The organism is Pseudomonas sp. RtIB026, from assembly GCF_016861355.2.
Lineage (GTDB): Bacteria > Pseudomonadota > Gammaproteobacteria > Pseudomonadales > Pseudomonadaceae > Aquipseudomonas > Aquipseudomonas peradeniyensis.
Genome location: NZ_AP023348.2, coordinates 1,283,266 through 1,309,143 on the forward strand (window position 1 = coordinate 1,283,266; position 25,878 = coordinate 1,309,143).

Consider the following 25,878-nt stretch of genomic DNA (forward strand, 5'->3'; position numbering starts at 1 on the left):
AGACTGCGCATGTTCTTGTCGGGGTGCCTTGAAGCAAAGGCTGAGATCGCAGAGGTGCGGATCCCGTTGAACCTGATCAGGTTAGCGCCTGCGTAGGGAACAAGATTGCTCTCACATCCCGGGAGCCTCTTGTGCCAGGTCCGGGATCGCCACAGCTGCTTGCAGCCCACGGCACCCCATGTCCGGCACTGCACTCGTCAACACGGGTGCGTCCACGCCTTTCAGGTTCACCCCGACATTCCACCGCCTGGAAGCTGTCTGGAGAGCCTGTGATGAGCAAACAAGAAAAAACAATCAGTCTGAGCGAGTCGGCCCAAGTCGACCAACAGTCCGTGCAACCCCTGCCCAATTCGCGCAAGGTCTATGTCGAAGGCTCGCGCCCCGACATCCGCGTGCCCATGCGCGAGATCAGCCTGCACGACACCCCCACCGACTTCGGCGGCGAAAAGAACGCCCCGGTGCTGGTGTATGACACTTCCGGCCCGTACACCGACCCCAATGTCATCATCGATGTGCGCAAGGGCCTGGGCGATGTGCGCTCGGCCTGGATCGACGCCCGTGGCGACACCGAGCGCCTGGAGGGCCTGAGCTCGAACTTCGGCCAGCAGCGCCTGAACGACGCGGAGCTGGCCAAGCTGCGCTTCGCCCATGTGCGCAACCCGCGCCGCGCCAAGGCCGGCGCCAACGTCACGCAGATGCACTACGCGCGCCAGGGCATCATCACCGCCGAGATGGAATACGTCGCCATCCGCGAGAACATGAAGCTGCAGGAAGCCCGTGCCGCCGGCCTGCTGAACCAGCAGCACGCCGGCCACAGCTTCGGCGCCAGCATCCCGAAAGAGATCACCCCCGAGTTCGTCCGCGAAGAGATCGCCCGCGGTCGCGCGATCATTCCGGCCAACATCAACCACACCGAGCTGGAGCCGATGATCATCGGCCGCAACTTCCTGGTGAAGATCAACGGCAACATCGGCAACAGCGCCCTGGGTTCCTCGATCGAGGAAGAAGTGGCCAAGCTGACCTGGGGTATCCGCTGGGGCTCGGACACGGTCATGGACCTGTCCACCGGCAAGCACATTCACGAGACCCGCGAGTGGATCATCCGCAATTCGCCGGTGCCGATCGGTACCGTGCCGATCTACCAGGCCCTGGAGAAGGTCAACGGCGTGGCCGAAGACCTGACCTGGGAGCTGTTCCGCGACACCCTGATCGAACAGGCCGAGCAGGGCGTGGACTACTTCACCATCCACGCCGGCGTTCTGCTGCGCTATGTGCCGCTGACCGCCAAGCGCGTCACCGGCATCGTCAGCCGCGGCGGCTCGATCATGGCCAAGTGGTGCCTGGCGCACCATAAGGAGAACTTCCTGTACACGCACTTCGACGAGATCTGCGAGATCATGAAGGCCTACGACGTCAGCTTCTCGCTGGGCGACGGCCTGCGCCCGGGCTCGATCGCCGACGCCAACGACGCCGCCCAGTTCGGTGAGCTGGAAACCCTTGGCGAGCTGACCAAGATCGCCTGGAAGCACGATGTGCAGTGCATGATCGAAGGCCCCGGCCACGTGCCGATGCAGTTGATCAAGGAGAACATGGACAAGCAGCTCGAGTGCTGCGACGAGGCGCCGTTCTACACCCTCGGCCCGCTGACCACCGACATCGCCCCGGGCTACGACCACATCACCTCAGGCATCGGCGCTGCGATGATCGGCTGGTTCGGTTGCGCCATGCTCTGCTATGTCACGCCCAAGGAGCACCTGGGCCTGCCGAACAAGGATGACGTGAAGACCGGCATCATCACCTACAAGATCGCCGCGCACGCTGCCGACCTCGCCAAGGGCCATCCAGGTGCGCAGATTCGTGACAACGCGTTGTCCAAGGCGCGCTTCGAGTTCCGTTGGGAGGACCAGTTCAACCTCGGCCTGGACCCGGATACCGCGCGTTCCTTCCACGACGAGACGCTACCCAAGGAGTCGGCCAAGGTCGCGCACTTCTGCTCGATGTGCGGGCCGAAGTTCTGCTCGATGAAGATTACCCAGGAAGTGCGTGAGTACGCCGCCAAGATCGAGACCGTGGATGTGACGGTCGAGCAGGGCATGCGTGAGCAGTCCGAGCGGTTCCGCCAGGAAGGCAGCCAGTTGTACCAGAAGGTGTAAGTAGACCTTGGGGGCCGCTTTGCGGCCCTTTCGCGGCACAAGGCCGCTCCTACAGGGACCGCGCAGGCCTCTGTAGGAGCGGCCTTGTGCCGCGAAACGAGGACGTAGTCCTCGCCAGTAACAACTCCAATATTCCGGCGAGCCCCTCCATGACAACCCCCAGCCACTTCTCCCCCGACCACCCGGTCCCCACCCATCACCGCCAGTTCGGCGCCCGCGACCTGTTCTCGCTGTGGTTCTCCCTCGGCATCGGCCTGATGGTGCTGCAGGTCGGCGCCCTGCTGGCGCCGGGCCTGGGCCTGGCCGGCTCGATCCTGGCGATCGCCCTCGGCACGGCGGTGGGCGTGCTGCTGCTGGCCGCGGCGGGGGTGATTGGCAGCGACACCGGCCTCTCAGCCATGGCCACCCTGCGCCTGACCCTGGGCAGCCATGGCGCGCGCCTGCCGGCCTTGCTCAACCTCCTGCAGCTGGTGGGCTGGGGCTCGTTCGAGATCATCGTCATGCGCGACGCCGCCAGCCTGCTGGGCGCCCGCGCCTTCGGCGAGGGCAGTGGCTGGAGCAGCCCGTTGCTGTGGACCCTGTGCTTCGGCGCCCTGGCCACCCTGTTGGCGGTCAGCGGACCGCTGGCGTTCGTGCGCAAGGTGCTGCGCAAATGGGGCATCTGGCTGCTACTGGGCGCTTGCAGCTGGCTGACCTGGAACCTGTTCGCCAAGGCAGACCTGGCCGCGCTGTGGCAGCGCCCAGGGGATGGTTCGCTGTCCCTGGCCCTGGGCTTCGACATCGTCATCGCCATGCCGCTGTCGTGGCTGCCGCTGATCGCCGACTATTCACGCTTCGGCCAGCGTGCCAGCCGGGTGTTCGGCGGTACGGCGCTGGGCTTTTTCATCGGCAATGCCTGGCTGATGAGCCTGGGCGTGGCCTATACCCTGGCCTTCGCCCCGAGCGGTGAAGTGAATGCGCTGCTGCTGGCGCTGGCCGGCGCCGGGCTGGGGATTCCGCTGCTGCTGATCCTGCTGGACGAGTCGGAGAACGCCTTTGCCGATATCCACTCGGCAGCCGTCTCCACCGGGCTGCTGGTCAAGCTCAGGGTCGAGCACCTGGCCTTGGCCATCGGCGTGCTGTGCACGCTGATCGCCCTGCTGGCGCCGCTGGCCCAGTACCAGAACTTCCTGCTGCTGATCGGCTCGGTGTTCGCGCCGCTGTTCGGCGTGGTGCTGGTGGATCACTTCGTGGTCCGTCGCCGTCGCCTGCCGGCGCTGGTCGAGGGCTTGCACTGGCAGGCGCTGCTGGCCTGGGCGGTGGGGGTGGCGGCCTATCACCTGATGGCTAACGCGGCGCCGGAGGTGGGAGCGACCCTGCCGGCACTGCTGCTGGCAGGGGGGCTGCATCTGCTGCTATCGCTCAGCCGCGGCCGGGAAACAGCTCGGGCCTGATCACGCCGTTGAGGCGCGGGTAGGGGATCTTCAGCTCGACGTGGCCCATGGAATAGGGCGCTATGGCGTAGACCTCGTACTTGATTACCACCGCGCCATAGGTCAGGGCGATGTGCGGCGACTGCTTGAACGGCCAGGTCTTGACGAACTCGGCGTCCTTGTCCATGCCGGTGCTGATCAGCCAGGCGCGGTGGGACTCCTCGGCGGTCTTCCAGAAGGTCGCTTCCTGGCCGGGCACGAGCATGTCGTCCAGGGTCAGCACCTTGTCCAGCTTGCGCGAGTAGTTGATGAAGCCGCGTCCGGGCATGCCATGGGCGCCGCCGCTGTCCAGGTAGCTGGACAGCTCGACGATCACCAGCCCGTCATGCTGCTCGCGTACCTTGGCCTGCAGGTAGCTGCTGTTGCGCTTGTCGGCGCGGGCCAGGTACTGCTGTTCATAGGCTTGCAGCGAGGCCGGCGGGGTGCCGCGCTGTTTGTCCTCGGTCAGCATCAGCAGGCGCTTCTCGACGATGGCGTCGAGCTTGGGCAGGGCGGGGAAGTGCACCACGTCGATGTTGACCAGCGGGCAGTCGCTCTCGCTGCAGCCGGGCTTGACGTGTTCCCAGGCCTCGCGCTTGACCTCGAGCGGGGCGCGGTAATTGGGCGTGAACAGGCTCTGGCAGGCGCCGAGCGCCAATGCCAGGACGGCCACGGAAGTCAGTTTGACAAGCGTCATGTTGCCTCTTTCACAACGGTGATGATCGGCCTTTGACCGCCTGCGCGGCCTTCAGTTCGCCACTAAGCTAACAGAGAGCGGCGCGCCTGTCCCGGCTGCCCGAACGGTCGCCGGAAAGGGATGAAACCGGGCGGCGCGCAGAGTAGGATTGCGCGATGCGGTAAACGAGGTATCAAGGAGTTTGCATGACGGACACGTCAAATACTGTGCCCACCCAGGTCGAAATCACCCGGCGTGAGCATCTGTTCAAGGGCTTCTACAAGCTCGACAAGCTGCACCTGCGCCACGAATTGTTCGCCGGCGGCATGAGCCGCGAGTTCACCCGCGAGCTGTTCGTGCGTCATGACGCCGTCTGTGTGCTGCCCTACGATCCGCAGCGCGATGAAGTGGTGCTGATAGAGCAGTTTCGCGTGGGGGCCATGGGCAAGGTCGGCAACCCCTGGCTGATCGAGATGGTCGCCGGGTTGATCGACAAGGATGAGCAGCCGGAGGAGGTTGCCCATCGCGAAGCCCAGGAAGAGGCCGACCTGACCTTTTCCGCACTGTGGCCGATGACGCGCTATTTCCCCTCGCCTGGCGGCAGCGACGAGTACGTCCACCTGTTCCTGGGCCGTTGCATCAGCGAGGGCGCCGGTGGCCTGCATGGCCTGGAAGAAGAGAGCGAGGATATCCGCGTGCGCGTGTGGGCGTTCGAGGATGCCCTGCAGGCTGTGCGTGACGGGCGTATCTGCAACGCCGCCACGATCATCGGCCTGCAATGGCTGGCGCTCAACCGTGACGAAGTCCGAGGTATGTGGAAGTGAACCTGCTGCGTGAGCGCTATCGGGTCGACCTGGTCGGGCTGCAGTCGGCCTGCGAGGCCAACTATGCCCGTCTGATGCGCCTGCTGCCGGACATGCGCACCACGCAGAGCTCGCGCCGTATCGGCATGACCCAGGGCGACCAGATGCTCGGCGTGCTGGTGCTCGAAGTGCTGCTCGCCTGTCCCTACACCACCACCCTCAAGGTGCGCCAGGAGCACAGCCTGCCCTGGTTGCCGGTGCCCGAGCTGGAGGTGCAGGTCTACCATGACGCACGCATGGCCGAGGTGGTCAGCGCCGAACATGCCCGCCGCCTGCGCAGCATCTACCCGTACCCCAACACGGCGATGCACCAGCCGGACGAGAAGGCTCAGCTCAACCTGTTCCTCGGTGAATGGCTGAGCCATTGCCTGGCCTGTGGCCACGAACTGGAAGCGGTGCGCTGAAATGTGATGCGCGTCGGTTTCGAGTACTTGCTCGAAACCGATCCGCCGCCATAATCGGTGCTGAATCCGCTCGAGGAGACGGCCGTTGCCGCAACCACACTCACTTCCGTCACCCATCCATGTGGTGCAACTGACCGACGCCCACCTGTTCGCCGATCCGGCGGGCACCTTGCTGGGCCTGAATACCCGTGACAGCCTTGAGCATGTGATCGGCCAAGTGCGCCGCGAGCAGCCGCGCATCGACCTGCTGCTGTGCACGGGCGATCTGTCGCAGGATGCCAGCGTCGCCTCCTACCAGGTATTTAGCGAGTTGACCTCGAAGTTGGGAGCGCCAGCACGCTGGCTGCCGGGCAATCATGACGAGGCCCAGGTGATGCAGTCCGTGGCGCCGGAACTGGTGCAGGCGGTGACGGACATTGGCCAATGGCGCATCGTCATGCTCGATTCGGCAGTGGTGGGTGCCACCTTCGGTTTGTTGGCTGACGACCAGCTGGCGGTGCTTGACCAGGCGCTGGACGGGGCAGGCGAACGCCATTGCCTGGTGTGCTGCCACCATCAGCCGGTGGATATCGGTTGTGCGTGGATTGCACCGATCGGGTTGCGCAATGCCGATGAGTTGTTGAAGCGCTTGCGCAGTTATCCACAGGTAAAGGCGCTGCTATGGGGGCATATCCATCAGGAATGGGATGAGGTGCGCGACGACATCCGTTGCCTCGCCACGCCTTCGACCTGCATCCAGTTCGCGCCGCGCAGCGAGGATTTCAAGGTGAGCGAGGAGCAGCCGGGCTACCGCTGGTTGCGGCTGCATGCCGACGGACGGTTGGAGACCGGGGTGGAGCGGGCGTGCGATTTCGAGGTGAAGCTGGATTTCGACAGCCCGGGTTACTGAATCAGGGGACCGCTTTGCGGTCCTTTCGCGGCACAAGGCCGCTCCTACAGGGTACGCGTCTCCCTGTAGGAGCGGCCTTGTGCCGCGAAAGGGGCGCAAAGCGCCCCCAGCTGTTTGAAGAATTTGTTGCGAAAATCCCCACGCTGCGCCAATGCCCTTCGAACACGCTACACTGCGCGTCTTTGCGTCCGGGGGCAGCATGTCGGGTTCCATCCTCTATATCCATGGCTTCAACAGCTCGCCGCTGTCGAAGAAGGCGTGCCAGCTCGAGGCGCTGATGCAGCGGCTCGGGCTATCCGACCAGTTGCGCGTCCCGGCCCTGCACCACCACCCGCGCCAGGCCATTGCCCAGCTGGAGGCCGCCATCGTCGAGCTCGGCGCCCCCTTGCTGGTCGGCAGCTCCCTCGGCGGCTACTATGCCACTCACCTTGCCGAGCGCTACGGCCTCAAAGCCCTGCTGGTCAACCCGGCGGTCGGCCCGCACCGCCTGTTCGACGGCTACCTGGGCACCCAGCGCAACCTCTATACCGATGAGGCCTGGGAGCTGACCCACGACCACGTGGACGCCCTGGCCGAACTGGAAGTGCCGCCGCCGCAGGACGCCGCCCGCTATCAAGTGTGGTTGCAGACCGCCGATGAAACACTGGACTATCGCCACGCCGAGCGCTATTACCGCGCCTGTGCCCTGCGTATCCAGGCTGGCGGCGACCACAGCTACCAGGGCTTCGCCGAGCAGCTCCCGGCCCTGCTGGCCTTCGCCGGCATTGCCCGCGGGCAGTATGCGGCGCTGGATTTTTCTGTATTTTGACTTTTGCATTCACCAGACTGACGACGAGAACCCATGGCCAATCCCAGCGCTAGCGCCTATAACGCAGACGCCATCGAAGTCCTCTCGGGCCTTGATCCGGTCCGCAAGCGGCCGGGCATGTACACCGACACCAGCCGGCCCAACCACCTGGCCCAGGAAGTCATCGACAACAGCGTCGACGAAGCCCTGGCAGGCCACGCCCGCTCGGTACAGGTGATCCTGCATGCCGACCACTCGCTGGAGGTCAGCGACGATGGCCGCGGCATGCCGGTGGACATCCACCCCGAAGAGGGCGTTTCCGGCGTCGAGCTGATCCTCACCAAGCTGCACGCCGGCGGCAAGTTCTCCAACAAGAACTACCAGTTCTCCGGCGGCCTGCACGGCGTCGGCATCTCGGTGGTCAACGCCCTGTCGAGCCAGGTGCGGGTACGCGTCAAGCGCGACGGCAACGAATACCAGATGACCTTCGCCGACGGCTTCAAGGCCAGCGAGCTGGAAGTGGTCGGCACCGTCGGCAAGCGCAACACCGGCACCAGCGTGTACTTCACCCCCGATCCGAAGTACTTCGACTCGCCGAAATTCTCCATCAGCCGCCTCAAGCACGTGCTCAAGGCCAAGGCCGTGCTGTGCCCGGGGCTGTCCATCAGCTTCGAGGACAAGGGCACCGGCGAGAAGGTCGAATGGCACTACGAGGACGGCCTGCGTTCCTACCTGGTCGACTCGGTCAGCGAGTACCTGCGCCTGCCCGACGAACCGTTCTGCGCCAGCCTGGCCGGCAACAAGGAAGCCGTGGACTGGGCCCTGCTGTGGCTGCCCGAGGGCGGCGACAGCATCCAGGAGAGCTACGTCAACCTGATCCCCACCGCGCAAGGTGGCACCCACGTCAACGGCTTGCGCCAGGGCCTGCTGGACGCCATGCGTGAATTCTGCGAGTTCCGCAACCTGTTGCCGCGCGGGGTCAAGCTGGCCCCCGAGGACGTCTGGGAACGCATCAGCTTCGTGCTGTCGATGAAGATGCAGGAGCCGCAGTTCTCCGGGCAGACCAAGGAGCGCCTGTCGTCCCGTGAGGCGGCGGCGTTCGTCTCCGGCGTGGTCAAGGACGCTTTCAGCCTGTGGCTCAATGCCAATCCCGAGCTGGGCATGCAACTGGCCGAATTGGCCATTAGCAACGCCGGCCGTCGCCTGAAAGCAAGCAAGAAGGTCGAGCGCAAGCGCATCACCCAGGGCCCGGCGCTGCCCGGCAAGCTGGCCGACTGCGCAGGCCAGGATCCGATGCGCGCCGAGCTGTTCCTGGTCGAGGGTGATTCCGCCGGCGGTTCGGCCAAGCAGGCGCGGGACAAGGAATTCCAGGCGATCCTGCCGCTGCGAGGCAAGATCCTCAACACCTGGGAAGTCGATGGCGGCGAAGTCCTGGCCAGCCAGGAGGTGCACAACATCGCCGTGGCCATCGGCGTCGATCCGGGTGCCACCGACCTTTCGCAATTGCGCTACGGCAAGGTCTGCATCCTCGCCGACGCCGACTCCGACGGCCTGCACATCGCCACCCTGCTGTGCGCGCTGTTCGTCCAGCACTTCCGTCCGCTGGTCGAGGCCGGGCACGTCTACGTGGCCATGCCGCCGCTGTACCGCATCGACCTGGGCAAGGAGATCTACTACGCCCTGGACGAAGCCGAGCGCGACGGCATCCTCGACCGGCTGGTCGCCGAGAAGAAGCGCGGCAAGCCGCAGGTCACCCGATTCAAGGGCCTGGGCGAGATGAACCCGCCGCAGCTGCGTGAGACCACCATGGACCCGAACACCCGGCGCCTGGTCCAGCTCACCCTGGACGACGTGCAGGGCACCACCGAGATCATGGACATGCTGCTGGCCAAGAAGCGTGCGGGTGACCGCAAGAACTGGCTGGAAACCAAAGGTAACCTGGCCGAGGTCCTGGTTTGATTCGTCCGTTGCTCATGGCCTGCCTGGCGCTGTTCGCCCTGCAGGCCCAGGCCGGCGACTGGCCGCAGCTCAAGCTCAGCGGCGAGCACGTGGTCGATGGCATGCGCGGCGGCAACCTGTCGGGCCTGGCCTGGTGCCGGGGGGCGTTGTGGGCGGTGTCCGACCGCGATGACGACCGCATCTACCGCCTGGACCAGGACGGTGCGGCCTGGCAGGCCCAGCCGCTGACCTTCACCCCGCCGCCGGCCCCCGATACCGGGTTGCCCTGGGGGCTGAAATCGCGCAACTGGGCAGCGTCCTACATCCGTGGCGGCGCGCTGGATTTCGAAGGCATCACCTGCGACCAGGCCGGCAACCTGTTCATCGTCAGCGAGGCCCAGGCCGCGGTGCTGCAACTGCCCCTGGAAGGCGAGCCGGACTGGCTGAGAATCGACCAGGCCATGGTGCGTCAGGCGCGGGCCAGCGGCATGCTGCTGCATTTCAACGCACTGTTCGAAGGGCTGGCAATCAACCCGGCGGGCGACCGCCTGTGGCTGGCCGCCGAGCGTGAGCGGCGCGGCCTGCTCTCCGTGCAGCGCCAGCAGTCGGTATGGAACTGCGGGCGCGGCTGCGTGCTGCTCAGTGAGGCCGGCGTGGAAATGCAACCGCCGCAATTCCCCGAGGCACGCCCGGTTTCCCGCGACTTCGCCGACCTGGCCTGGTTCGAGGGCAAGCTGTTCACCCTCGAGCGCAACGCCTATCGCATTTGCCGGCGCGATGCCGACAGCGGCGCCGTGGAGCGCTGCTGGTCGTTCGCCGCCGATGCGCTGGTGGAATCGCGTCGTTATTCACAGCCCTATGGCCTGGCCGAGGCGCTGGTAATCGACAAGGACGGTGCCTGGATCGGCGTGGACAACAACGACCGCCCGCGGTCGGACGGTGAAACGCGGCCGGTCGTCTGGCGCTTCGGTGCGCCGGCCGGCGGCTGGAGCGCCAAGCCATGAGCCAGCCAGCGGGCAAGCGGGCGGGCAGGGTGCTGATGATCGTCGCCTGGGCGGCGGCGATGTTCCTGGCCACGCGCTTTTTCGGCCAATGGGAGGAGCGCCAGCAGAACCCCAACGCCGTGGTGCAGAGCGAGCAGGGCGACGGCTTCGTCGAAGTGCGCCTGCTGAGCAACGGCCAGGGCCATTTCGTCGCCGACGGCGCAATCAATGGCCGGGTGGTGCATTTCATGCTCGATACCGGCGCCACTGATGTGGCGATCCCCGAAGCGATGGCCCGCGAGCTGGACCTGGCCCGCGGCGCCCCGGTGCAACTGAGTACCGCCAATGGCCGCACCGAAGGCTACCGCACCCGGCTCGACAGCCTGCAACTGGGTGACATCCACCTGCGCGACGTGCGCGCGCTGGTGGTGCCCGGCCTGGATGGCCAGGCCGTGCTGCTGGGCATGAGCGCCCTGAAACAACTTGAATTTACCCAGCGCGGCGGCACCATGCTGCTGCGCCAGAACCTGAAATGACGAGGCCCGCATGAGCGACTCACTCGAACTCAGCCTTGAAGGCGTCGAACGCCGTTCCCTGGCTGACTTCACCGAACAGGCCTACCTCAACTACTCCATGTACGTGATCATGGACCGTGCCCTGCCGCACATCGGCGACGGCCTCAAGCCGGTGCAGCGTCGCATCGTCTATGCCATGAGCGAGCTGGGGCTCGACGCCGACTCCAAGCACAAGAAGTCGGCGCGTACCGTCGGCGACGTGCTCGGCAAGTTCCACCCCCACGGCGACTCGGCCTGCTACGAGGCCATGGTGCTGATGGCCCAGCCGTTCAGCTACCGCTATACCCTGGTCGATGGCCAGGGCAACTGGGGTGCGCCGGACGATCCGAAGTCGTTCGCCGCCATGCGTTACACCGAGGCGCGCCTGTCGCGCTATGCCGAAGTGCTGCTCAGCGAACTGGGCCAGGGCACCGTCGACTGGGTGCCGAACTTCGACGGTACCCTGCAGGAGCCGGCGGTGCTGCCGGCGCGGCTGCCGAACATCCTGCTCAACGGCACCACCGGCATTGCCGTGGGCATGGCCACCGACGTGCCGCCGCACAACCTGCGCGAAGTGGCCAGCGCCTGCGTGCGCCTGCTCGACGAGCCCAAGGCCACCCTCGAGCAGCTGTGCGAGCACATCCAGGGCCCGGACTACCCGACCGAGGCCGAGATCGTCACCCCGCGTGCCGATATCCTGAAGATGTACGAGAGTGGCAAGGGCTCGATCCGCATGCGCGCGGTGTACCGCATCGAGGATGGCGACATCGTCGTCACCGCGCTGCCGCACCAGGTCTCCGGGGCCAAGGTGCTGGAGCAGATCGCCGCGCAGATGCAGGCCAAGAAGCTGCCGATGGTCGCCGACCTGCGCGACGAGTCGGACCACGAGAACCCCTGCCGCATCGTCATCATCCCGCGTTCGAACCGCGTCGATGCCGCCGAACTGATGCAGCACCTGTTCGCCACCACTGATCTCGAGAGCACCTACCGGGTCAACGTCAATATCATCGGCCTCGACGGCCGTCCGCAGCTGAAGAACCTGCGCGCGCTGCTGCTGGAGTGGCTGGAGTACCGGATCGGTACCGTTCGTCGCCGCCTGCAGCACCGTCTGGACAAGGTCGAGAAGCGCCTGCACCTGTTGGAAGGCTTGCTCACCGCGTTCCTCAACCTGGATGAAGTGATCCACATCATCCGCACCGAGGAGCACCCCAAGCAGGCCCTGATCGCCCGTTTCGGCCTGACCGAGATCCAGGCCGACTACATCCTCGAGACCCGCCTGCGCCAGCTGGCCCGTCTGGAAGAGATGAAGATCCGTGGCGAGCAGGACGAGTTGCTCAAGGAACAGAAGCGCCTGACTACCCTGCTGGGCAGCGATGCCAAGCTGCGCAAGCTGGTGCGCAGCGAACTGCTCGAAGACGCCGAAACCTATGGCGACGACCGCCGCTCGCCGATCGTCGAGCGCGCCGAGGCCAAGGCTCTGTCGGAAAACGAGCTGATGCCGACCGAGCCGGTCACCGTGGTGCTGTCGGAGAAGGGCTGGGTGCGTTGCGCCAAGGGCCATGACATCGACGCCACGGGGCTTTCGTACAAGGCGGGGGACGGCTTCAAGGCTGCCGCTGCCGGACGCTCCAACCAATTCGCCGTGCTCATCGACTCCACCGGCCGCAGCTACTCACTGGCCGCCCACAGCCTGCCGTCGGCTCGTGGCCAGGGCGAGCCGCTGACCGGTCGCCTGACCCCACCACCAGGCGCCACCTTCGAGTGTGTGTTGTTGCCTGAAGATGACGCTCTGTACGTGGTGGCCTCCGACGCTGGCTACGGTTTCGTGGTCAAGGGTGAGGATCTGCAGGCCAAGAACAAGGCCGGCAAGGGCCTGCTCAGCCTGCCCAACGGCGCCAAGGTGATGACCCCGCGCCCGGTGGCCAACCGCGAGCAGGACTGGCTGGCCGCGGTGACCACCGAAGGCCGTTTGCTGGTGTTCAAGGTCGCCGACCTGCCGCAGCTGGGCAAGGGCAAGGGCAACAAGATCATCGGCGTGCCGGGCGACCGGGTAGCCAGCCGCGAGGAGTACGTGACCGACCTGGCGGTGATCAGCGAGGGCTCGACCCTTGTATTGCAGGCTGGCAAGCGTACCCTTTCCCTGAAGCCGGATGACCTCGAGCATTACAAGGGTGAGCGTGGTCGCCGTGGTAGCAAATTGCCACGCGGCTTCCAGCGCGTCGACGGGCTGATGGTGGAAACCCCGGCCTGAGTGGATGGGCCGTCTGCTGCGGCGCTTTCGGCGCCGCTTCAGGCGGAAATGCTGGAGTCTGGTGGCTATTTCGCGGATGATAGTGCCCGCGTGGCGCCGGCGTGGCCGAGTGCCAGGATGAATCTACATGAGTATCACTGCGGTCAGTCTGGTGACGGCCGCCTGGATGGGATGAATGAAATTTCCGCGCCTTCCATTTGCGCTGCTGATGACTGGTTTGCTGGGCCTGAGCGGATGCAGCATGCATCAGCCGGTTGCCCTGTATCAGCTCGACAGTGGTGAACCCGGCCAGCCGACCCAGGCGGCGGGCATGGCGGTGGTGCTCGGCCCGGTATCGGTGGCCGACTACCTGCAACGCGAGACCTTTCTCCAGCGTCAGGCCGACGGCAGCCTGACAGCGGCCACCGATGGCCGCTGGGCCGGTAGCCTTTCGTCGGATATCGACCAGTTGCTGGTGCGCCAGCTGGCCTGGCGCCTGGACAGCCAGCGCGTGGTGTTGGCGCCGGCAAGCGCCGGCTTCACGCCGGACGTGCAGGTGCTGCTGTCGATCACCCGCCTGGATTCGGGCAAGAACCAGCCGGCGATCCTGGATGCCCAGTGGCGCGTGCTGGACCGCCGGGGCCAGGTGCGTGACAACCGCATCGTCCACCTCGAGCAGCCCCATGCGGGCACCGAGTCGGCGCAGGTCCAGGCCCAGGGGCAATTGCTGCAGAAGCTGGCCGAACAGCTGAGCAGCGCAGTCAAGCCACTGGCCAACCAGCCGGCCATCGCCGAGGAGACGCCCCGCAAGCAGGCGGCCCCGGTGCAGGTGAAGAAAGAGCCGGAGAAGCCGAAGATCCCGATGGCTTCGCCGATTCGTACCGATATGGAAGTGTTCCGCTTCTGATATCCGCAGACACAAAAAAGCCCGCAGCGATGCGGGCTTTTTTGTGCACGATGACCTGTAGGAGCGGCCTAGTGCCGCGAAAGGGCCGCAGAGCGGCCCCGACAATCTTCGCATCAACACTGAGATCCTGGGGCTGCTACGCAGCCCTTTCGCGGCACGAGGCCGCACCTACAGGGATCGCGAGAACTCAGGCGCGGCGCTCGTGCATCCGTGCCAGCTGGCGTTCCAGCATCGACGGGTAAGGCTCCATCAGGCGCTCGACGCAGCAGGCGCCCTCGGGGCTTGCGATCGGCCTAATACGCGCACGCTGGCGCACCAGGGCGTCATCGCTGATACGGCGTTCCACCAGCAGCAGGTTGCGGCTGTGCTGCGACAGGGCCAGGGCATCCTGGGCCTGCTCGGTCATCAGCAGGTCGACCTGATCCATGCCCTGCAGGTCGTCGGCCAGTACCAGGCCCAGTTGCAGTTGCAGGGTGATGCCGCTGTCAGCCACCTCGATCTGCAGGGCATGGCCCAGGGCGCGCAGCAGCTCGCCACAGCAGATGGCGTTGGTCAGGTAGTCCTCGCCGCAATCGCGGCTGTGGAACAACAGCAGGGTGCTGCCGTCATTCAGGGTGTGGACTTCCCCTTCGTACAGCGAAGCGGCCTGCTCCAGGCAGTCGCGGTAGCGTTCGAGCAATTCGGTCAGGCGGGTGCGTGGCAGGCGGCGCAGTTGCTCCTGGGAGCCCAGCTGCACGGCCAGCACGGCACTGAACTGCGGCTCGTCGGACTCGACGATGACAGGCTTGGCCGGGGCGCTTTGCTCATCCATCAGATCGGCGAAGGCGTCGTCGTCCTCGTCGTGATCGACAGTCTGTACCGCCGCTTTCGCCCGTGGAGCGACCTTGGCAGCTGGCGCGTCGTCGAAATCGTCTTCCTCGTCTTCTTCCTCAGGCTCCGGTGGCGGCGGTGGGGCGAGGCGGGCGTGCAGCTGGCGCGCCAGGTCGCCAATCTCGTCCTGGCGGTCGGTGCCCGGCGTGTAGGGGTGCGGGTCGCGCAACCAGACGCGCAGCTGCAGCAGCGGGGTCGAGATGAAGCGGCCCAGGCGCAGGCTGAGGGTCAGGGCCAGGGCCAGCAGGATCGCGGCGAGGATGCCCATGCTCTGCAGGCTGATCAGCATCGGCTGCTGGAACTGGCTCATGTCCAGGCTGATGCGCAGCTGGCCGGCCGTGACGTCCTGGAAGGTGATCTTGGTCTGGTAGACCCCTTCGGTTTCGCCCAGCAGGCTGTTGCGCGGGCGCTGGCCGGCCTCGGCGAGGATGCGGTTGTCCACGCTATAGATGGCCGCATGGGCCACCAGCGGGTTCTTCACCAGGTTGCCCAGCAGCACGTTGAGGCTGAGGATGTCGTTGGACACCAGCAGCTCGGTGGCCGAGGTGGCTGTCTGGGTGGTCAGGCTCTGGCCGACGGCATCGGCCTGCTCGTGCATGGCCTGCTTGAACTGCAGGCCCATCACGCAGGCGTAGATCACCAGGGCCAGGGCCACCAGGAAGATGTTATGGCTGGCAATGCGCAGGGCCAGTGGAATTCGGCGCTGGCTCAGGGCTCGGTAGATCATCAGGAAGAAGTTGTCGGGTTTTACGGGCGTGGGCCGGTTCACAGAGCTCGGCTCTTTATGGCGAGAAAGTTGCTGCGCAGTATAGCGATACGTGTTTTGTCGGCAAAGTATCGTTGGCGCCCGATGGTCATGGAAAATCGGTAGAATGCGCATTTTTCATCGAGTTGGAGCCCCGGTCTTGCGCGAAATCGTCCTGATCAACATCACTGGTGAAGACCGTCCAGGTCTCACTGCGGCCATCACCGGCGTCCTGCTCCAGGGCGGTGTGAACATTCTCGACATAGGCCTGGCGGTCATGCACGGCACATTGTCGTTCGGCATCCTGGTCGACATCCCCGACAACGAAGTGGCCACCGCGCTGCTGCAGAGCGTGCAGTCCAAGGCTCACGAACTGGACCTGCAGGCCCGCTACACCCCCATTTCCGAGGCCGACTACCAGCACTGGGCCGACAGCCAGGGCGAGGCGCGCCATATCGTTACCCTGCTCAGCCGCCGGGTGACCCCGCAGCAGTTGCAGCGGGTCAGCGCGATCATCAGCCAGTATGGCCTGACCATCGAGCGCATCGAGCGGCTGTCCGCCCGCGTGGCGCTGGATGCCCCGACCGACAAGGGCAAGTCCGCGCTGGAAATCTCCGTGCGCGGCGAGGCCAGCGATGCCCAGGCCCTGCGCGCCGATTTCTTTGCGTTGTCCGAAGAACTCAACGTCGACATCGCCTTCCAGCGCGATGACCTGTTCCGTCGCAACCGCCGCCTGGCGGTGTTCGACATGGACTCGACCCTGATCGAGGCCGAGGTGATTGACGAGTTGGCAAAGGCCGCTGGCGTCGGCGAGCAGGTGGCGGCGATCACCGAGCGCGCCATGCGTGGCGAGCTGGATTTTCGCGCCAGCTTCAAGGAGCGCATGGCGCTGCTCAAGGGCCTGGACGTGGGTGTGCTCGACCAGATCGGCGCCTCGCTGCGCCTGACCGAGGGTGCCGAGCACCTGTTCGCCGAGCTCAAGCGCCTGGGCTACAAGACCGCCATCCTCTCTGGCGGCTTTACCTACTTTGCCAAGCAGGTGCAGGCGCGCCTGGGCATCGACTACGTGTTCGCCAATGAACTGGAGGTGGTTGACGGCAAGGTGACCGGCGTTGCCGTCGAGCCGATCGTCGATGCCCAGCGCAAGGCCGAACTGCTGCAGCAGCTGGCCAGCGAGGAAGGCCTGCAGCTCGAGCAGACCATCGCTGTTGGCGATGGCGCCAACGACCTGCCGATGCTGTCCCTGGCCGGCCTGGGCGTGGCCTTCCGCGCCAAGCCGCTGGTGCGTCAGTCGGCCAAGCAGGCGATCTCGACCCTGGGGCTGGATGGCGTGCTGTACCTGCTGGGCGTGCGCGATCGCGAAGCGCGCGGTTGATCTTGAGCCGGGGCCGCGTTGCGGCCCTTTCGCGGCACAAGGCCGCTCCTACAGAGAGCCGCAATACCCTGTAGGAGCGGCCTTGTGCCGCGAAGGGCTGCAACGCAGCCCCAATTAAAAGGCCCTGCATGATTTGCATCATGCAGGGCCTTTTGCTTACCGGATGATCAAGCCTGGTTCGGCTGCGCCAGCAGCTCACCCATGCGCACTGCAGAACCCGCACCCAGACTCTCGGCCCACTTCACCTGCTCCGGCCCGAACAGCACGATGGCGGTGGAGCCCAGCTTGAAGCGGCCCAGTTCGGCACCTTTTTCCAGATGGATCGGCGCACGGCTGGCGTCGTCGTAGCGGAAGGTCTTCAGCTCGCGCTTCGGCGGCGTGACCAGGCCGGCCCAGACGGTCTCGATCGAGGCAACGATCATCGCGCCGACCAGCACCACGGCCATCGGCCCACGCTCGGTATCGAACAGGCAGACCACGCGCTCGTTACGGGCGAACAGCTCAGGCACGTTTTCTGCGGTGGTCTGGTTGACCGAGAACAGCCGGCCCGGCACATAGACCATCTCGCGCAGGGTGCCGGCCAGCGGCATGTGCACGCGGTGGTAGTCCTTGGGCGACAGGTAGATGGTGGCGAATTCGCCGCCCATGAACGGTGCGGCCAGGGCCGGATCGCCGCCCAGCAGCTCCAGGGCGCTGTAGCCGTGGCCCTTGGCCTGGAAGATGCGCCCGTGCTCGATCGGGCCGAGCTGGCTGACGGCACCATCGGCTGGGCAGAGGATCGCGCCGGGGGTTTCGTCCAGCGGGCGGGCACCGGGCTTGAGGGCGCGGGTGAAGAAGGCGTTGAAGTGCTCGTAGGCGCTGAGGTCTTCGACCAGTGCCTCGGACATGTTCACCTGGTAGCGCTTGGCGAACCAGGCGGTGAAGGCGTTCTTGAACCAGCGTGCGCGGCACTCGGCGACGCAGCCGGCCAGCCGCGACAGCAGGTGGTGCGGCAGCAGGTACTGGCTGATGATGAACAGACGGGATTTCATGCAGGTTCCTTAGACTTCTACAGGCGTGTCCGGGTGGTTGCCCCATTCGCTCCACGAGCCGGCGTAGGCCTTGACGCGTGGATAGCCGAGGGACTTGGCCACCAGGTAGGTGAATCCGGAGCGGCGGTGGGTCTGGCAGTGAGTGATCACTTCCTTGTCCGGAGTGATGCCCCGTTCCTTCAGGGTTTTGGCAATATCCTTGCGGATGCGCAGGTGATCGTTGAGATCCATGCCCTCGGTCCACTCGAGGTTGATCGCGCCGGGAATGTGCCCGCCCTTGGCGGCCAGTACCTTCTCGCCGCTGAATTCCTGTGGGCCACGGGCATCCCAGATGACCAGGTCATCAGCGCCCAGGCGACTTTGCAGGTATTCACGGGTGGCGGTCGGTTCGCCGTGCAATTGCAGGCGCACAGATGTACCGGCCGCTGCCGGCACCTCGGTGGTGAGCTTGTCGGCGGGCCAGGCCTGAATGCCACCGTTGAGATAGTGGTAGTGCTCATGGCCGATCACGTCGAGCAGCCAGATGAAGCGGCCGGCCCAGCCGCCACCTTCATCGTCGTAGACCACATAGACGGCGTCGTTGCGATGACCGAGCTCGCTGAACAGCCTTTCCAGGTCCGCCAGTGCCGGCACCAGCCCGGGGGCCGGGGGTTGGCCGAGCTGGGTGCGCTTGCCCTCGACGAAGCGGGCGCCGGGGATATGGCCGCTGACATAGCGGTTGGCGCTGCTCAGGTCGATCAGGATCAGCTCGGGCGAATCCAGGCGCGGCAGCAGATCCTCGGCTTCGATCACCAGGGGCAGGCCGGAAAAGTCAGTCATCCACGTTCTCCAGGGTGGAAAGAGGGGCGATTGTAGCGCAAGGGTCAGGCATTGCGGGTGGCAAACACGGCGAGGGCGCGTTCAACGCATTGCGCGGTCTTGCCGAACGCATGCACGCTGACATCGGCCAGTGGCTTGCCGTCCTGGTCGGCCACCGCCAGCATCAGCACCTGGTCGCCCACCGCCAGCGAGCGCAGCAACAGGTGCTCGCCGCGAAAGAAGGCGCGTAGCGGTGCCGGCAGCAGGGCGCTGAACTGGCCATGGTTGTCGGGCGTCAGGCGCAGTTGGCCGGCTTTTGCCATCAACTTTTGCAACAATTTGTTCTGCGCGACGGGCAACGCCATGGCGGCGGCCTCTTGCGGCAGGCCGGCGGTCTGCTGCACGCGCAGATAGTCGGTGGCCTTGTCCAGGCTCAGCAGCATGATGCGCTGCATGCCACAGGCCAGCAGGGCGTCGCGGGCCTGGGTGGCCAGGTGCACGGCGTTGCTGAACGGGCTGGGCTGGGCCAGCAGTTCCTGGCACAGCGCACGCCAACGGCCGAGGTCCTCGGTGCTGGGCGGTGGCGGCGTGAGCATGTCCGGGTGCGGCCGGCGCTGGTGCCAGGGCCAGATCAGCGCCTCGGCCGGGTGGAACAGCGCATGCCGGGCGTGATGGCGGGCACTGGCCGCAGCCTGTTGGTGGACCTGCTGCTGGACATCGTCCAGGGTGGTCTGCAGGTACAGCGCGGTGAGCAGCTGCCAGCGCAGCAGGTGCGGGTTGTCCCAGCCGACCTGGGCCGCCAGGGCCAGGCCGTTGGCCAGCAGCACGGTGTTGGGCGGCTGGTTGAACCAGCGGCGCAGGGCCGGTTCGTCGTCCAGGCGCTGCTGCTGGACCAGCGGGTCCTGCTCGCGGGCGATGTTCAGCACCTGGGCGAGCTGCTCGCGTTCTTCGAGCAGCAGGCGGTAGCCCTGGATGACCCATTCGGGCAGGCGCCAGTGTTCGGCCAGGCTTCGGCACAGCTGCATCAGGCGCACCCCGAACAGCTCCCGCTCGACCACGGCAGCGTCCTCGCCCTTGTGGATCACCCGCAGTTCCCAGGTGTCGAGCAGCTTGGGGTAGGCCAGGGCCAGGGGCCACAGCGGCGAGAGGAACAGCAGGCTGCCCCAGTGGATCTCCTGCCACAGCCGTGCCAGGCGGCTGGCGAACAGGCCATTGGCCTGCTGGGTGGCATGCTGGCTGATCAGCAGGAACTGGCGCAGTACCGGTGGAATGTCGTCGCCGGGCACCGCTGGCAAGCGTGCCAGCAGTTGGCTGATACGGGCCAGGCCCAGGCGGTTGAGGGCAATTTCCAGACTTTCAGCTGGCTCGGCCTGGCTGGCATTGGCCGAATGGTTGGCCTCGCGCATCACGCACAGCACCAGCGCGGGGCTGTCCTGCATCAGTTCGGCTATGTCGCGCAGGGAGCGGCGACTGTCGTTGATGGCCTGCAGAACGCGGTCATGGCTCTCTTTCGGGACCGGCACGCGGACCCCGTCGAGCAGCTTTATCCAGCCCTCCAGGCTCGTCGGGACCTGAGTTGGTACCTTGGTTTCAATTGGCATATTGACATCAGTCCGAACTGGCTTTTCGCAATGAGTGGCTATAGTCTGGCGCAGTTCTGCCGATAAGTAGAAGAAGAGTTTTCAAGCTTCCGTTCCCTACCCTGACCACGACAGCAAGTGCTTCCAACTTATGGCTAAAATTATCGGCATCATCGTCGTATTCGCGAGCGTGCTCGGCGGCTACGTGCTTTCCCACGGCAAGATCGCGGCACTGATCCAGCCGTTCGAAGTGCTGATCATCGGCGGCGCGGCCTTTGGTGCGTTCCTCCAGGCCAACCCTGGTTACATGACCATGCATGTAATCAAGAAGTCGCTGAAGATGTTCGGCACCCGCTTCACCCACACCTTCTACCTCGAGGTGCTGGGCCTGGTGTACGAGATCCTCAACAAGAGCCGTCGTGAAGGCATGATGGCGATCGAGGGCGACATCGAGGACGCCGCGGCCAGCCCGATCTTCGCCAAGTATCCGGCCGTGCTGGGTGATGAGCGCATGACCGCGTTCATCTGCGATTACCTGCGGATCATGTCCACCGGCAACATGGCGCCCCATGAGCTCGAAGGCCTGTTCGACATGGAGCTGCTGAGCATGAAGGAGGAGCTGGAGCACCCGTCCCACGCGGTGACCGGCATCGCCGACGGCATGCCCGGCTTCGGTATCGTCGCGGCGGTACTGGGTATCGTGGTGACCATGGCCTCGCTGGGTGATGGCGACCAGAAGTCCATCGGCCTGCACGTGGGCGCGGCGCTGGTCGGTACCTTCTTCGGTATTCTCGCCGCCTACGGCTTCTTCGGCCCGCTGGCCAACGCCCTGCGCCACGATGCGAAAGAGGAACTGAACGTCTACGAGGCGATCAAGGCCTCGCTGGTGGCCTCGGCCTCCGGCATGCCGCCGTCGCTGGCGGTCGAGTTCGGTCGCAAGGTGCTGTACCCGGCGCACCGCCCGAGCTTTGCCGAGCTGGAACAAGCAGTACGCGGTCGCTAAGCCATGGAGAACAATCAGCCCATCATCGTCAAGCGCGTCAAGCGCTTTGGCGACGGCCATCACGGCGGCGCCTGGAAAATCGCCTTCGCCGACTTCGCCACGGCGATGATGGCGTTCTTCCTGGTGCTCTGGCTGCTGTCGACGGCCACGCCCGAGCAGAAGATCGCCATCGCCGGTTACTTCAAGGATCCGATTGGCTTCTCCGAGAGCGGCACGCCCTACATCATTGACCTGGGCGGCTCGCCGCAACTGGCGCCGGAAAAGACCATCAACCCGGAAACCAAGTCGGAGCCGACGCCTGACACCAGCATCCAGCTGGACAAGGACCAGGTCGAGACCATGGCCGAGCAGGTCGAGCGCGAGCGTCTCGAGCTGCTGCTGCAGGAGCTGCAGAACAAGGTCGAGGAAAACCCGCAGTTGCAGAAGTTCAAGGACCAGATCCTGTTCGAGATCACCCAGGACGGCCTGCGCATCCAGATCATGGACGCCGAGAACCGGCCGATGTTCGACCTCGGCAGCGCGCGGTTGCAGCCGTATTTCGAGGACATCCTGCTGGCCATGGCCGACACCATCAAGGCGGTGCCGAACAAGATCAGCATCAGTGGCCACACCGACGCCAAGCCGTATTCCGGCACCGGCGACTTCGGCAACTGGGAACTGTCGGCCAACCGCGCCAACGCCGCGCGTCGTGCCCTGGTTGCTGGCGGCTATCCGGATGAGCAGGTGGCGCGGGTGGTCGGCTATGCCTCGTCGTCGCTGTTCGACCGGGCCAATCCGTTCAACCCGGTAAACCGCCGCATCGATATCATCGTCCTGACCAAGAAGGCCCAGCGCGATATCGAGGGTGAGCAGGGTGCGCCGGAGGCCACGCCACCGGCCACTGCAACACCGCCTGCGGACGCCGCACCCGGGGCCGCCGCGGCGCCGGGCGACGCGCCGATGCAGCCGCGCGAGCTGCGCCAGAAGCTGAACATCTTCGAGGATGGCGTGTTGAAGATGGACGAGGCCAAGGACCAGTAAATGACAGGGGCCGCATCGCGGCCCTTTTTCATTGCCAGCATCACGTTCAGCGTGGGAGCGGGCTTGCCCCGCGATGCGGTGTAGGGCACCGGCTTTTCCGGTGTCGGGCCAAGCCCTCTCTCATGGAACAAACCGTAACTCATTGATTTAGCTCGACCCTGTGGGGGCGGGTTTATCGGACCGCCGCACCGCCGCGAAGAATCCAGCGCGGTGTATGGCACCGGCTGCGCCGGTGTTCACGGGTGAACCCGCTCCCACAGGGGACAGTTCCCTGCGCGATAACGTAGCCCGAAGGGCTGGGCGATCGCCCAAAAGCCTGCCCCGGCGCGCTCAGAAACCCCGCCTGATCTTGGCCTTGAGGTCTGCGTGGAAGAAATCCGCGTTGTCCCTGTCCGATACGCTCCCGCTCCGGGCCATCGAGGCCATGGCGCGGCCAAAGGTCTGCTCGTCGTGGTAGGCCCGCACGAACAGCTCGATATGCTCCCGCTCGCGCATTGCCGGCCATCTGCCAAGGCACTCCGGCAGCTCGCCGGTACCTGCGTGATAGAAACTCACCCGGCGATTGGCCATGGCTGCAGCGCCCAGCAACCAGGCCGTCCACCAGTCGTCGACGGTGTGCTCGGACAGCACGCCGATCCAGTGGGTGGCATCGGCCATGTGCTGGCAGAAGCCGCCATGCAGGTCGTCCAGGGTCTGCCCTTCACTGTCGAAGGGCACCAGTTGGGTGGGAATGCCTTCGAGCAGCAGGCGTTCATTAAGGATGAAGGCATCGAGCCGCTCATCCCGGCGGTAACTGATGAAAACCGGCATCCTTGTTGCCCTCCCTGATCAATGCCGACGACAAGGCATGACCATCAGGGAAAGCAGGGATAGGGACAATAGGTGACCGCAAAACCGGAGCGGTCCTACCTGCTACGGTAAAATTTCCTACGATCTAGGCAGGCAAACCTGCCAATCAGTAGGTGTCTTCAGGCAGGCTGGCGATGATCGAACGGTAACTGTTCATCCGCTGCTGGGTGACGCTGCCGTCCTCCAGAGCCTTGAGCAGCGCGCAACCGGGCTCGCGATCATGTTTGCAGTCGCGAAAGCGACAGTGGCCGATCAGTTCGCGGAATTCGATAAAACCATCCTCGACATCATCGCGGCTGACGTGCATCAGGCCGAACTCGCGGATGCCCGGCGAGTCGATCAGGTCACCACCGTTGGGGAAGTGGTACAGCCGTGCCGTGGTGGTGGTATGGGTACCCTGGCCGGACCACTCCGACAGGTCGCCAACGCGCGTGTCGGCGGCGGGCAGCAGGCTGTTGACCAGCGAGGATTTGCCCACGCCGGATTGGCCGACGAACACGCTGATATGGCCGTCGAGGGTCTCCTGCAGGCGCTGCATGCCATCGCCGTGGTGGGCCGAGACCTCCAGCAGCGGGTAGCCCAGGCCACGGTAGACCTCGAGCATCGCATGGAGGGTCGGACCGTTCTCGTCGTCGATCAGGTCGGCCTTGTTCAGCAGCAGCAGCGGGCGGATACCGGCATGCTCGGCGGCTACCAGGTAGCGGTCGATCAGGTTGGGGTGCGGCTCGGGCGCCGGGGCGAAGACGATGACGATCAGGTCGACGTTGGCCGCTACCGGCTTGAGCTGGCCGTGGTTGTTCGGTCGGCACAGCTCGGTGCTGCGCGGCATCTGCGCGACGATCACGCCGATCCCCTGGTTGCCGGCGCGCCAGACCACGCGGTCGCCGGTGACCAACGCCGGCAGGTTGGCCCGCAGGTGGCAGCGGAAGACCTGGCCGGCGGCCTCGCCGTCCTGGGCCTCGACCTCGACCTGCACGCCGAAGTGGGCGATCACCAGGCCAAGCTGCTCAGGCCCCAGGTCGCCACCTTCCAGCTCCTGCAGCACGTGCTGCTCGCGTTTGGCGGCGCGGGCGGCGCGCTCGCCCTGGATCTTTTCGATGCGCCAGTTCTGGCGGCGGTTGAGCTGGCGTTTGGCCATGAGGGTTCCGTGTCGGCGGGGCAGAAAGAAAACGGCGGGCAGTTTAGCACGGCGTGCCCACGAGCCGCCCTGCTAGGCTAATATGACGGGCTATTCGAGGAGCCTTTTCATGCAGAACCCACAGAACCTGATCTGGATCGATCTGGAGATGACCGGCCTGGATCCGGACAACGACGTCATCATCGAGATGGCCACCATCGTCACCGACAGCGAGCTGAACACCCTGGCCGAAGGCCCGGTGATCGCCATTCATCACAGCGATGAGGTGCTGGCGCGCATGGACGAGTGGAACACCCGCACCCACGGCGCCTCGGGCCTGACCCAGCGTGTGCGCGAGAGCAAGGTGAGCATGGCGCAGGCCGAGGCGCAGACCATCGCTTTCCTCGAGCAGTGGGTGCCGAAGGGCAAGTCGCCGATCTGTGGCAACAGCATCTGCCAGGACCGCCGTTTTCTCTATCGCCACATGCGTGAACTGGAAAACTACTTCCACTATCGCAACCTCGATGTCTCCACGCTCAAGGAGCTGGCCGCACGCTGGGCGCCGGATGTGCGCGACAGCTTCAAGAAGGGCAGCACCCACCTGGCGCTGGATGACATCCGCGAGTCGATTGGTGAGCTGCGCCACTATCGCGAGCACTTCATCAAGGTCTGACCTTGCCGTGCGCCGACGATCGTCGGCGCGCCCCCTTTTGGTGCCCCGCGCGACTGGGTAGACTGCGCGCCTTTCCCGCACGGACCTGCACCATGTTGCTGATGCTCTACCTCATCGCCATCACCGCCGAAGCCATGACTGGCGCCCTGTCCGCCGGCCGTCGCGGCATGGACTGGTTCGGCGTGGTGCTGATCGCCTGCGTTACCGCGCTCGGTGGCGGCTCGGTGCGCGACGTGCTGCTCGGGCATTACCCGCTGACCTGGGTGAAGCATCCGGAGTACCTGGTGCTGACCAGTTTCGCGGCGCTGCTGACCATCTTCATCGCGCCCTTGATGCGCCACCTGCGGTCGCTGTTCCTGGTGCTCGACGCCCTGGGGCTTGTGGCGTTCACCCTGATTGGTTGCATGACTGCTCTGGAAATGGGGCAGGGGTTCCTGGTCGCTTCGATCAGCGGGGTAATCACCGGGGTGTTTGGTGGCATCCTGCGGGATATCTTCTGCAACGATATTCCGCTGGTGTTTCGGCGTGAGCTCTATGCCAGTGTGTCGTTCGCGGCGGCTTGGTTCTACCTGGGGTGTGTTTACTTCAACGTGCCGGCGGAGCAGGCCATGTTGCTGACGCTGTTTGGTGGTTTTCTGGTGCGGTTGTTGGCTATTCGGTTTCATTGGGAGATGCCGAAATTTCATTACAATGATCAACAGTAAATTAGCGCTGGGCTTTGAGGGGTTCGGTTATCCCTGTGGGAGTCGGCTGGTCGCCGGGAGCTTATAACTTAACTACACTGCCAGTGGTCCAATAGTTGGTTCATGTCTGTTGATCTTGATCTTGATCTTGCTTCTAAGTGCGCGATAGTTCAGGCGACGCCAATTGCGACTTCAGGAGGCCGAGCGGAGTTCTTGCGGAGGGAGGTGACGGGCATGGATGCCCGTCAAGCGCTGCGCCCCAGGATGGGGCGTTCAGCGCGGTCCTCCCGGGAGCAAGA

Annotated in this window: 23 protein-coding genes and 1 riboswitch; of the genes, 16 read left to right on the forward strand and 7 right to left on the reverse strand. The window is 65.2% G+C overall.

The features are described 5' to 3' along the window. Nucleotides 1-9: 9 nt before the first annotated feature. Nucleotides 10-116, forward strand: a riboswitch (TPP riboswitch). A gap of 156 nt (nucleotides 117-272) precedes the next feature. Next, the gene (thiC, locus tag PRtIB026_RS05775) at nucleotides 273-2,153 is read left to right on the forward strand and encodes a phosphomethylpyrimidine synthase ThiC (protein ID WP_203648207.1); all 1,881 of its coding nucleotides are present in this window, start codon (nucleotides 273-275) and stop codon (nucleotides 2,151-2,153) included. A gap of 149 nt (nucleotides 2,154-2,302) precedes the next feature. Beyond that, nucleotides 2,303-3,586: a putative hydroxymethylpyrimidine transporter CytX gene (gene cytX, locus PRtIB026_RS05780; RefSeq protein ID WP_203648206.1), complete on the forward strand. Its 1,284-nt coding sequence runs from the start codon at nucleotides 2,303-2,305 to the stop codon at nucleotides 3,584-3,586. Here the strand turns inward: cytX and PRtIB026_RS05785 are convergent. After that, on the reverse strand, nucleotides 3,555-4,301 hold the full coding sequence (locus PRtIB026_RS05785) for an RsiV family protein (RefSeq protein WP_203648205.1): 747 nt from the start codon (nucleotides 4,299-4,301) through the stop codon (nucleotides 3,555-3,557). The genes cytX and PRtIB026_RS05785 overlap by 32 nt on opposite strands. A gap of 185 nt (nucleotides 4,302-4,486) precedes the next feature. Here PRtIB026_RS05785 and PRtIB026_RS05790 point away from each other — a divergent pair, with 185 nt between their 5' ends. From PRtIB026_RS05790 to PRtIB026_RS05830, 9 genes are all read left to right on the forward strand, one after another. After that, the gene (locus PRtIB026_RS05790; protein ID WP_203648204.1) at nucleotides 4,487-5,104 is read left to right on the forward strand and encodes an NUDIX domain-containing protein; all 618 of its coding nucleotides are present in this window, start codon (nucleotides 4,487-4,489) and stop codon (nucleotides 5,102-5,104) included. Then, nucleotides 5,095-5,547, forward strand: a complete 453-nt coding sequence (locus PRtIB026_RS05795) for a DUF1249 domain-containing protein (RefSeq protein ID WP_023630808.1) — start codon at nucleotides 5,095-5,097, stop codon at nucleotides 5,545-5,547. The genes PRtIB026_RS05790 and PRtIB026_RS05795 overlap by 10 nt, the downstream gene beginning before the upstream one ends. Before the next feature lie 85 nt (nucleotides 5,548-5,632). Next, entirely contained in the window at nucleotides 5,633-6,436 is an 804-nt protein-coding gene (gene cpdA / locus PRtIB026_RS05800; RefSeq protein ID WP_244670934.1) for a 3',5'-cyclic-AMP phosphodiesterase, read from the forward strand. 199 nt (nucleotides 6,437-6,635) lie between these two features. Then, the gene (locus PRtIB026_RS05805) at nucleotides 6,636-7,244 is read left to right on the forward strand and encodes a YqiA/YcfP family alpha/beta fold hydrolase (RefSeq protein ID WP_203648203.1); all 609 of its coding nucleotides are present in this window, start codon (nucleotides 6,636-6,638) and stop codon (nucleotides 7,242-7,244) included. 33 nt (nucleotides 7,245-7,277) lie between these two features. Further along, on the forward strand, nucleotides 7,278-9,182 hold the full coding sequence (parE, locus tag PRtIB026_RS05810; protein ID WP_203648202.1) for a DNA topoisomerase IV subunit B: 1,905 nt from the start codon (nucleotides 7,278-7,280) through the stop codon (nucleotides 9,180-9,182). Beyond that, nucleotides 9,179-10,165: an esterase-like activity of phytase family protein gene (locus PRtIB026_RS05815; RefSeq protein WP_232856316.1), complete on the forward strand. Its 987-nt coding sequence runs from the start codon at nucleotides 9,179-9,181 to the stop codon at nucleotides 10,163-10,165. Before parE ends, PRtIB026_RS05815 begins: the two co-directional genes overlap by 4 nt. Beyond that, nucleotides 10,162-10,680 (forward strand): retropepsin-like aspartic protease family protein, encoded by a 519-nt coding sequence (locus tag PRtIB026_RS05820; RefSeq protein WP_203648201.1) that lies wholly within the window; start codon nucleotides 10,162-10,164, stop codon nucleotides 10,678-10,680. Before PRtIB026_RS05815 ends, PRtIB026_RS05820 begins: the two co-directional genes overlap by 4 nt. A gap of 10 nt (nucleotides 10,681-10,690) precedes the next feature. Further along, complete coding sequence (gene parC, locus PRtIB026_RS05825; RefSeq protein ID WP_203648200.1) at nucleotides 10,691-12,949, forward strand: DNA topoisomerase IV subunit A; 2,259 nt, start codon at nucleotides 10,691-10,693, stop codon at nucleotides 12,947-12,949. A 175-nt stretch (nucleotides 12,950-13,124) separates the two neighbouring features. Then, nucleotides 13,125-13,835 (forward strand): PqiC family protein, encoded by a 711-nt coding sequence (locus tag PRtIB026_RS05830; RefSeq protein ID WP_203648199.1) that lies wholly within the window; start codon nucleotides 13,125-13,127, stop codon nucleotides 13,833-13,835. Between the two features lie 187 nt (nucleotides 13,836-14,022). Here PRtIB026_RS05830 and PRtIB026_RS05835 read toward each other — a convergent pair whose 3' ends face one another. After that, nucleotides 14,023-15,474, reverse strand: a complete 1,452-nt coding sequence (locus PRtIB026_RS05835; RefSeq protein WP_203648198.1) for a histidine kinase — start codon at nucleotides 15,472-15,474, stop codon at nucleotides 14,023-14,025. Between the two features lie 136 nt (nucleotides 15,475-15,610). On the opposite strand from PRtIB026_RS05835, the gene serB reads away from it, so the two are divergent. Next, the gene (gene serB, locus PRtIB026_RS05840; protein ID WP_203648197.1) at nucleotides 15,611-16,825 is read left to right on the forward strand and encodes a phosphoserine phosphatase SerB; all 1,215 of its coding nucleotides are present in this window, start codon (nucleotides 15,611-15,613) and stop codon (nucleotides 16,823-16,825) included. A 167-nt stretch (nucleotides 16,826-16,992) separates the two neighbouring features. On the opposite strand, the gene asd is transcribed toward serB, so the two are convergent. From asd to PRtIB026_RS05855, 3 genes are read right to left on the reverse strand one after another with little or no spacing between them, the layout of a single operon-like run. After that, nucleotides 16,993-17,856: an archaetidylserine decarboxylase gene (gene asd / locus PRtIB026_RS05845; RefSeq protein WP_203648196.1), complete on the reverse strand. Its 864-nt coding sequence runs from the start codon at nucleotides 17,854-17,856 to the stop codon at nucleotides 16,993-16,995. A gap of 9 nt (nucleotides 17,857-17,865) precedes the next feature. Beyond that, a complete protein-coding gene (locus tag PRtIB026_RS05850) occupies nucleotides 17,866-18,675 on the reverse strand; it encodes a rhodanese-like domain-containing protein (protein WP_203648195.1) in 810 nt (269 codons plus the stop codon). A 44-nt stretch (nucleotides 18,676-18,719) separates the two neighbouring features. Further along, nucleotides 18,720-20,255: an HDOD domain-containing protein gene (locus PRtIB026_RS05855; protein ID WP_203648194.1), complete on the reverse strand. Its 1,536-nt coding sequence runs from the start codon at nucleotides 20,253-20,255 to the stop codon at nucleotides 18,720-18,722. 130 nt (nucleotides 20,256-20,385) lie between these two features. Between PRtIB026_RS05855 and motA the strand changes: the two genes are divergently transcribed. Next, nucleotides 20,386-21,237, forward strand: coding sequence for a flagellar motor stator protein MotA (gene motA / locus PRtIB026_RS05860; RefSeq protein ID WP_023630652.1), 852 nt, complete (start codon nucleotides 20,386-20,388; stop codon nucleotides 21,235-21,237). A 3-nt stretch (nucleotides 21,238-21,240) separates the two neighbouring features. Further along, nucleotides 21,241-22,257, forward strand: a complete 1,017-nt coding sequence (gene motB, locus PRtIB026_RS05865) for a flagellar motor protein MotB (protein ID WP_203648193.1) — start codon at nucleotides 21,241-21,243, stop codon at nucleotides 22,255-22,257. 330 nt (nucleotides 22,258-22,587) lie between these two features. Here motB and PRtIB026_RS05870 read toward each other — a convergent pair whose 3' ends face one another. After that, nucleotides 22,588-23,067: a molecular chaperone Tir gene (locus PRtIB026_RS05870; protein ID WP_203648192.1), complete on the reverse strand. Its 480-nt coding sequence runs from the start codon at nucleotides 23,065-23,067 to the stop codon at nucleotides 22,588-22,590. 145 nt (nucleotides 23,068-23,212) lie between these two features. Then, the gene (gene rsgA / locus PRtIB026_RS05875) at nucleotides 23,213-24,244 is read right to left on the reverse strand and encodes a small ribosomal subunit biogenesis GTPase RsgA (RefSeq protein ID WP_203648191.1); all 1,032 of its coding nucleotides are present in this window, start codon (nucleotides 24,242-24,244) and stop codon (nucleotides 23,213-23,215) included. Between the two features lie 109 nt (nucleotides 24,245-24,353). Here rsgA and orn point away from each other — a divergent pair, with 109 nt between their 5' ends. Together orn and PRtIB026_RS05885 are read left to right on the forward strand one after the other, a co-directional pair. Continuing rightward, on the forward strand, nucleotides 24,354-24,896 hold the full coding sequence (orn, locus tag PRtIB026_RS05880; RefSeq protein ID WP_203648190.1) for an oligoribonuclease: 543 nt from the start codon (nucleotides 24,354-24,356) through the stop codon (nucleotides 24,894-24,896). A 92-nt stretch (nucleotides 24,897-24,988) separates the two neighbouring features. Next, a complete protein-coding gene (locus tag PRtIB026_RS05885) occupies nucleotides 24,989-25,600 on the forward strand; it encodes a trimeric intracellular cation channel family protein (protein WP_203648189.1) in 612 nt (203 codons plus the stop codon). The last annotated feature ends 278 nt before the right edge of the window (nucleotides 25,601-25,878 follow it).

What these genes read in the sequence shown, in the direction of transcription:
- PRtIB026_RS05790 (WP_203648204.1), top strand. Translation starts at nt 4,487, where the DNA reads ATGACGGACACGTCAAATACTGTGCCCACCCAGGTCGAAATCACCCGG.
- PRtIB026_RS05850 (WP_203648195.1), bottom strand. Translation starts at nt 18,675, where the DNA reads ATGACTGACTTTTCCGGCCTGCCCCTGGTGATCGAAGCCGAGGATCTG.
- PRtIB026_RS05885 (WP_203648189.1), top strand. Translation starts at nt 24,989, where the DNA reads ATGTTGCTGATGCTCTACCTCATCGCCATCACCGCCGAAGCCATGACT.
- parC (WP_203648200.1), top strand. Translation starts at nt 10,691, where the DNA reads ATGAGCGACTCACTCGAACTCAGCCTTGAAGGCGTCGAACGCCGTTCC.
- orn (WP_203648190.1), top strand. Translation starts at nt 24,354, where the DNA reads ATGCAGAACCCACAGAACCTGATCTGGATCGATCTGGAGATGACCGGC.
- motB (WP_203648193.1), top strand. Translation starts at nt 21,241, where the DNA reads ATGGAGAACAATCAGCCCATCATCGTCAAGCGCGTCAAGCGCTTTGGC.
- PRtIB026_RS05785 (WP_203648205.1), bottom strand. Translation starts at nt 4,301, where the DNA reads ATGACGCTTGTCAAACTGACTTCCGTGGCCGTCCTGGCATTGGCGCTC.
- PRtIB026_RS05855 (WP_203648194.1), bottom strand. Translation starts at nt 20,255, where the DNA reads ATGCCAATTGAAACCAAGGTACCAACTCAGGTCCCGACGAGCCTGGAG.
- thiC (WP_203648207.1), top strand. Translation starts at nt 273, where the DNA reads ATGAGCAAACAAGAAAAAACAATCAGTCTGAGCGAGTCGGCCCAAGTC.
- PRtIB026_RS05805 (WP_203648203.1), top strand. Translation starts at nt 6,636, where the DNA reads ATGTCGGGTTCCATCCTCTATATCCATGGCTTCAACAGCTCGCCGCTG.
- rsgA (WP_203648191.1), bottom strand. Translation starts at nt 24,244, where the DNA reads ATGGCCAAACGCCAGCTCAACCGCCGCCAGAACTGGCGCATCGAAAAG.
- motA (WP_023630652.1), top strand. Translation starts at nt 20,386, where the DNA reads ATGGCTAAAATTATCGGCATCATCGTCGTATTCGCGAGCGTGCTCGGC.
- asd (WP_203648196.1), bottom strand. Translation starts at nt 17,856, where the DNA reads ATGAAATCCCGTCTGTTCATCATCAGCCAGTACCTGCTGCCGCACCAC.
- PRtIB026_RS05820 (WP_203648201.1), top strand. Translation starts at nt 10,162, where the DNA reads ATGAGCCAGCCAGCGGGCAAGCGGGCGGGCAGGGTGCTGATGATCGTC.
- PRtIB026_RS05830 (WP_203648199.1), top strand. Translation starts at nt 13,125, where the DNA reads ATGAAATTTCCGCGCCTTCCATTTGCGCTGCTGATGACTGGTTTGCTG.
- parE (WP_203648202.1), top strand. Translation starts at nt 7,278, where the DNA reads ATGGCCAATCCCAGCGCTAGCGCCTATAACGCAGACGCCATCGAAGTC.
- PRtIB026_RS05870 (WP_203648192.1), bottom strand. Translation starts at nt 23,067, where the DNA reads ATGCCGGTTTTCATCAGTTACCGCCGGGATGAGCGGCTCGATGCCTTC.
- cytX (WP_203648206.1), top strand. Translation starts at nt 2,303, where the DNA reads ATGACAACCCCCAGCCACTTCTCCCCCGACCACCCGGTCCCCACCCAT.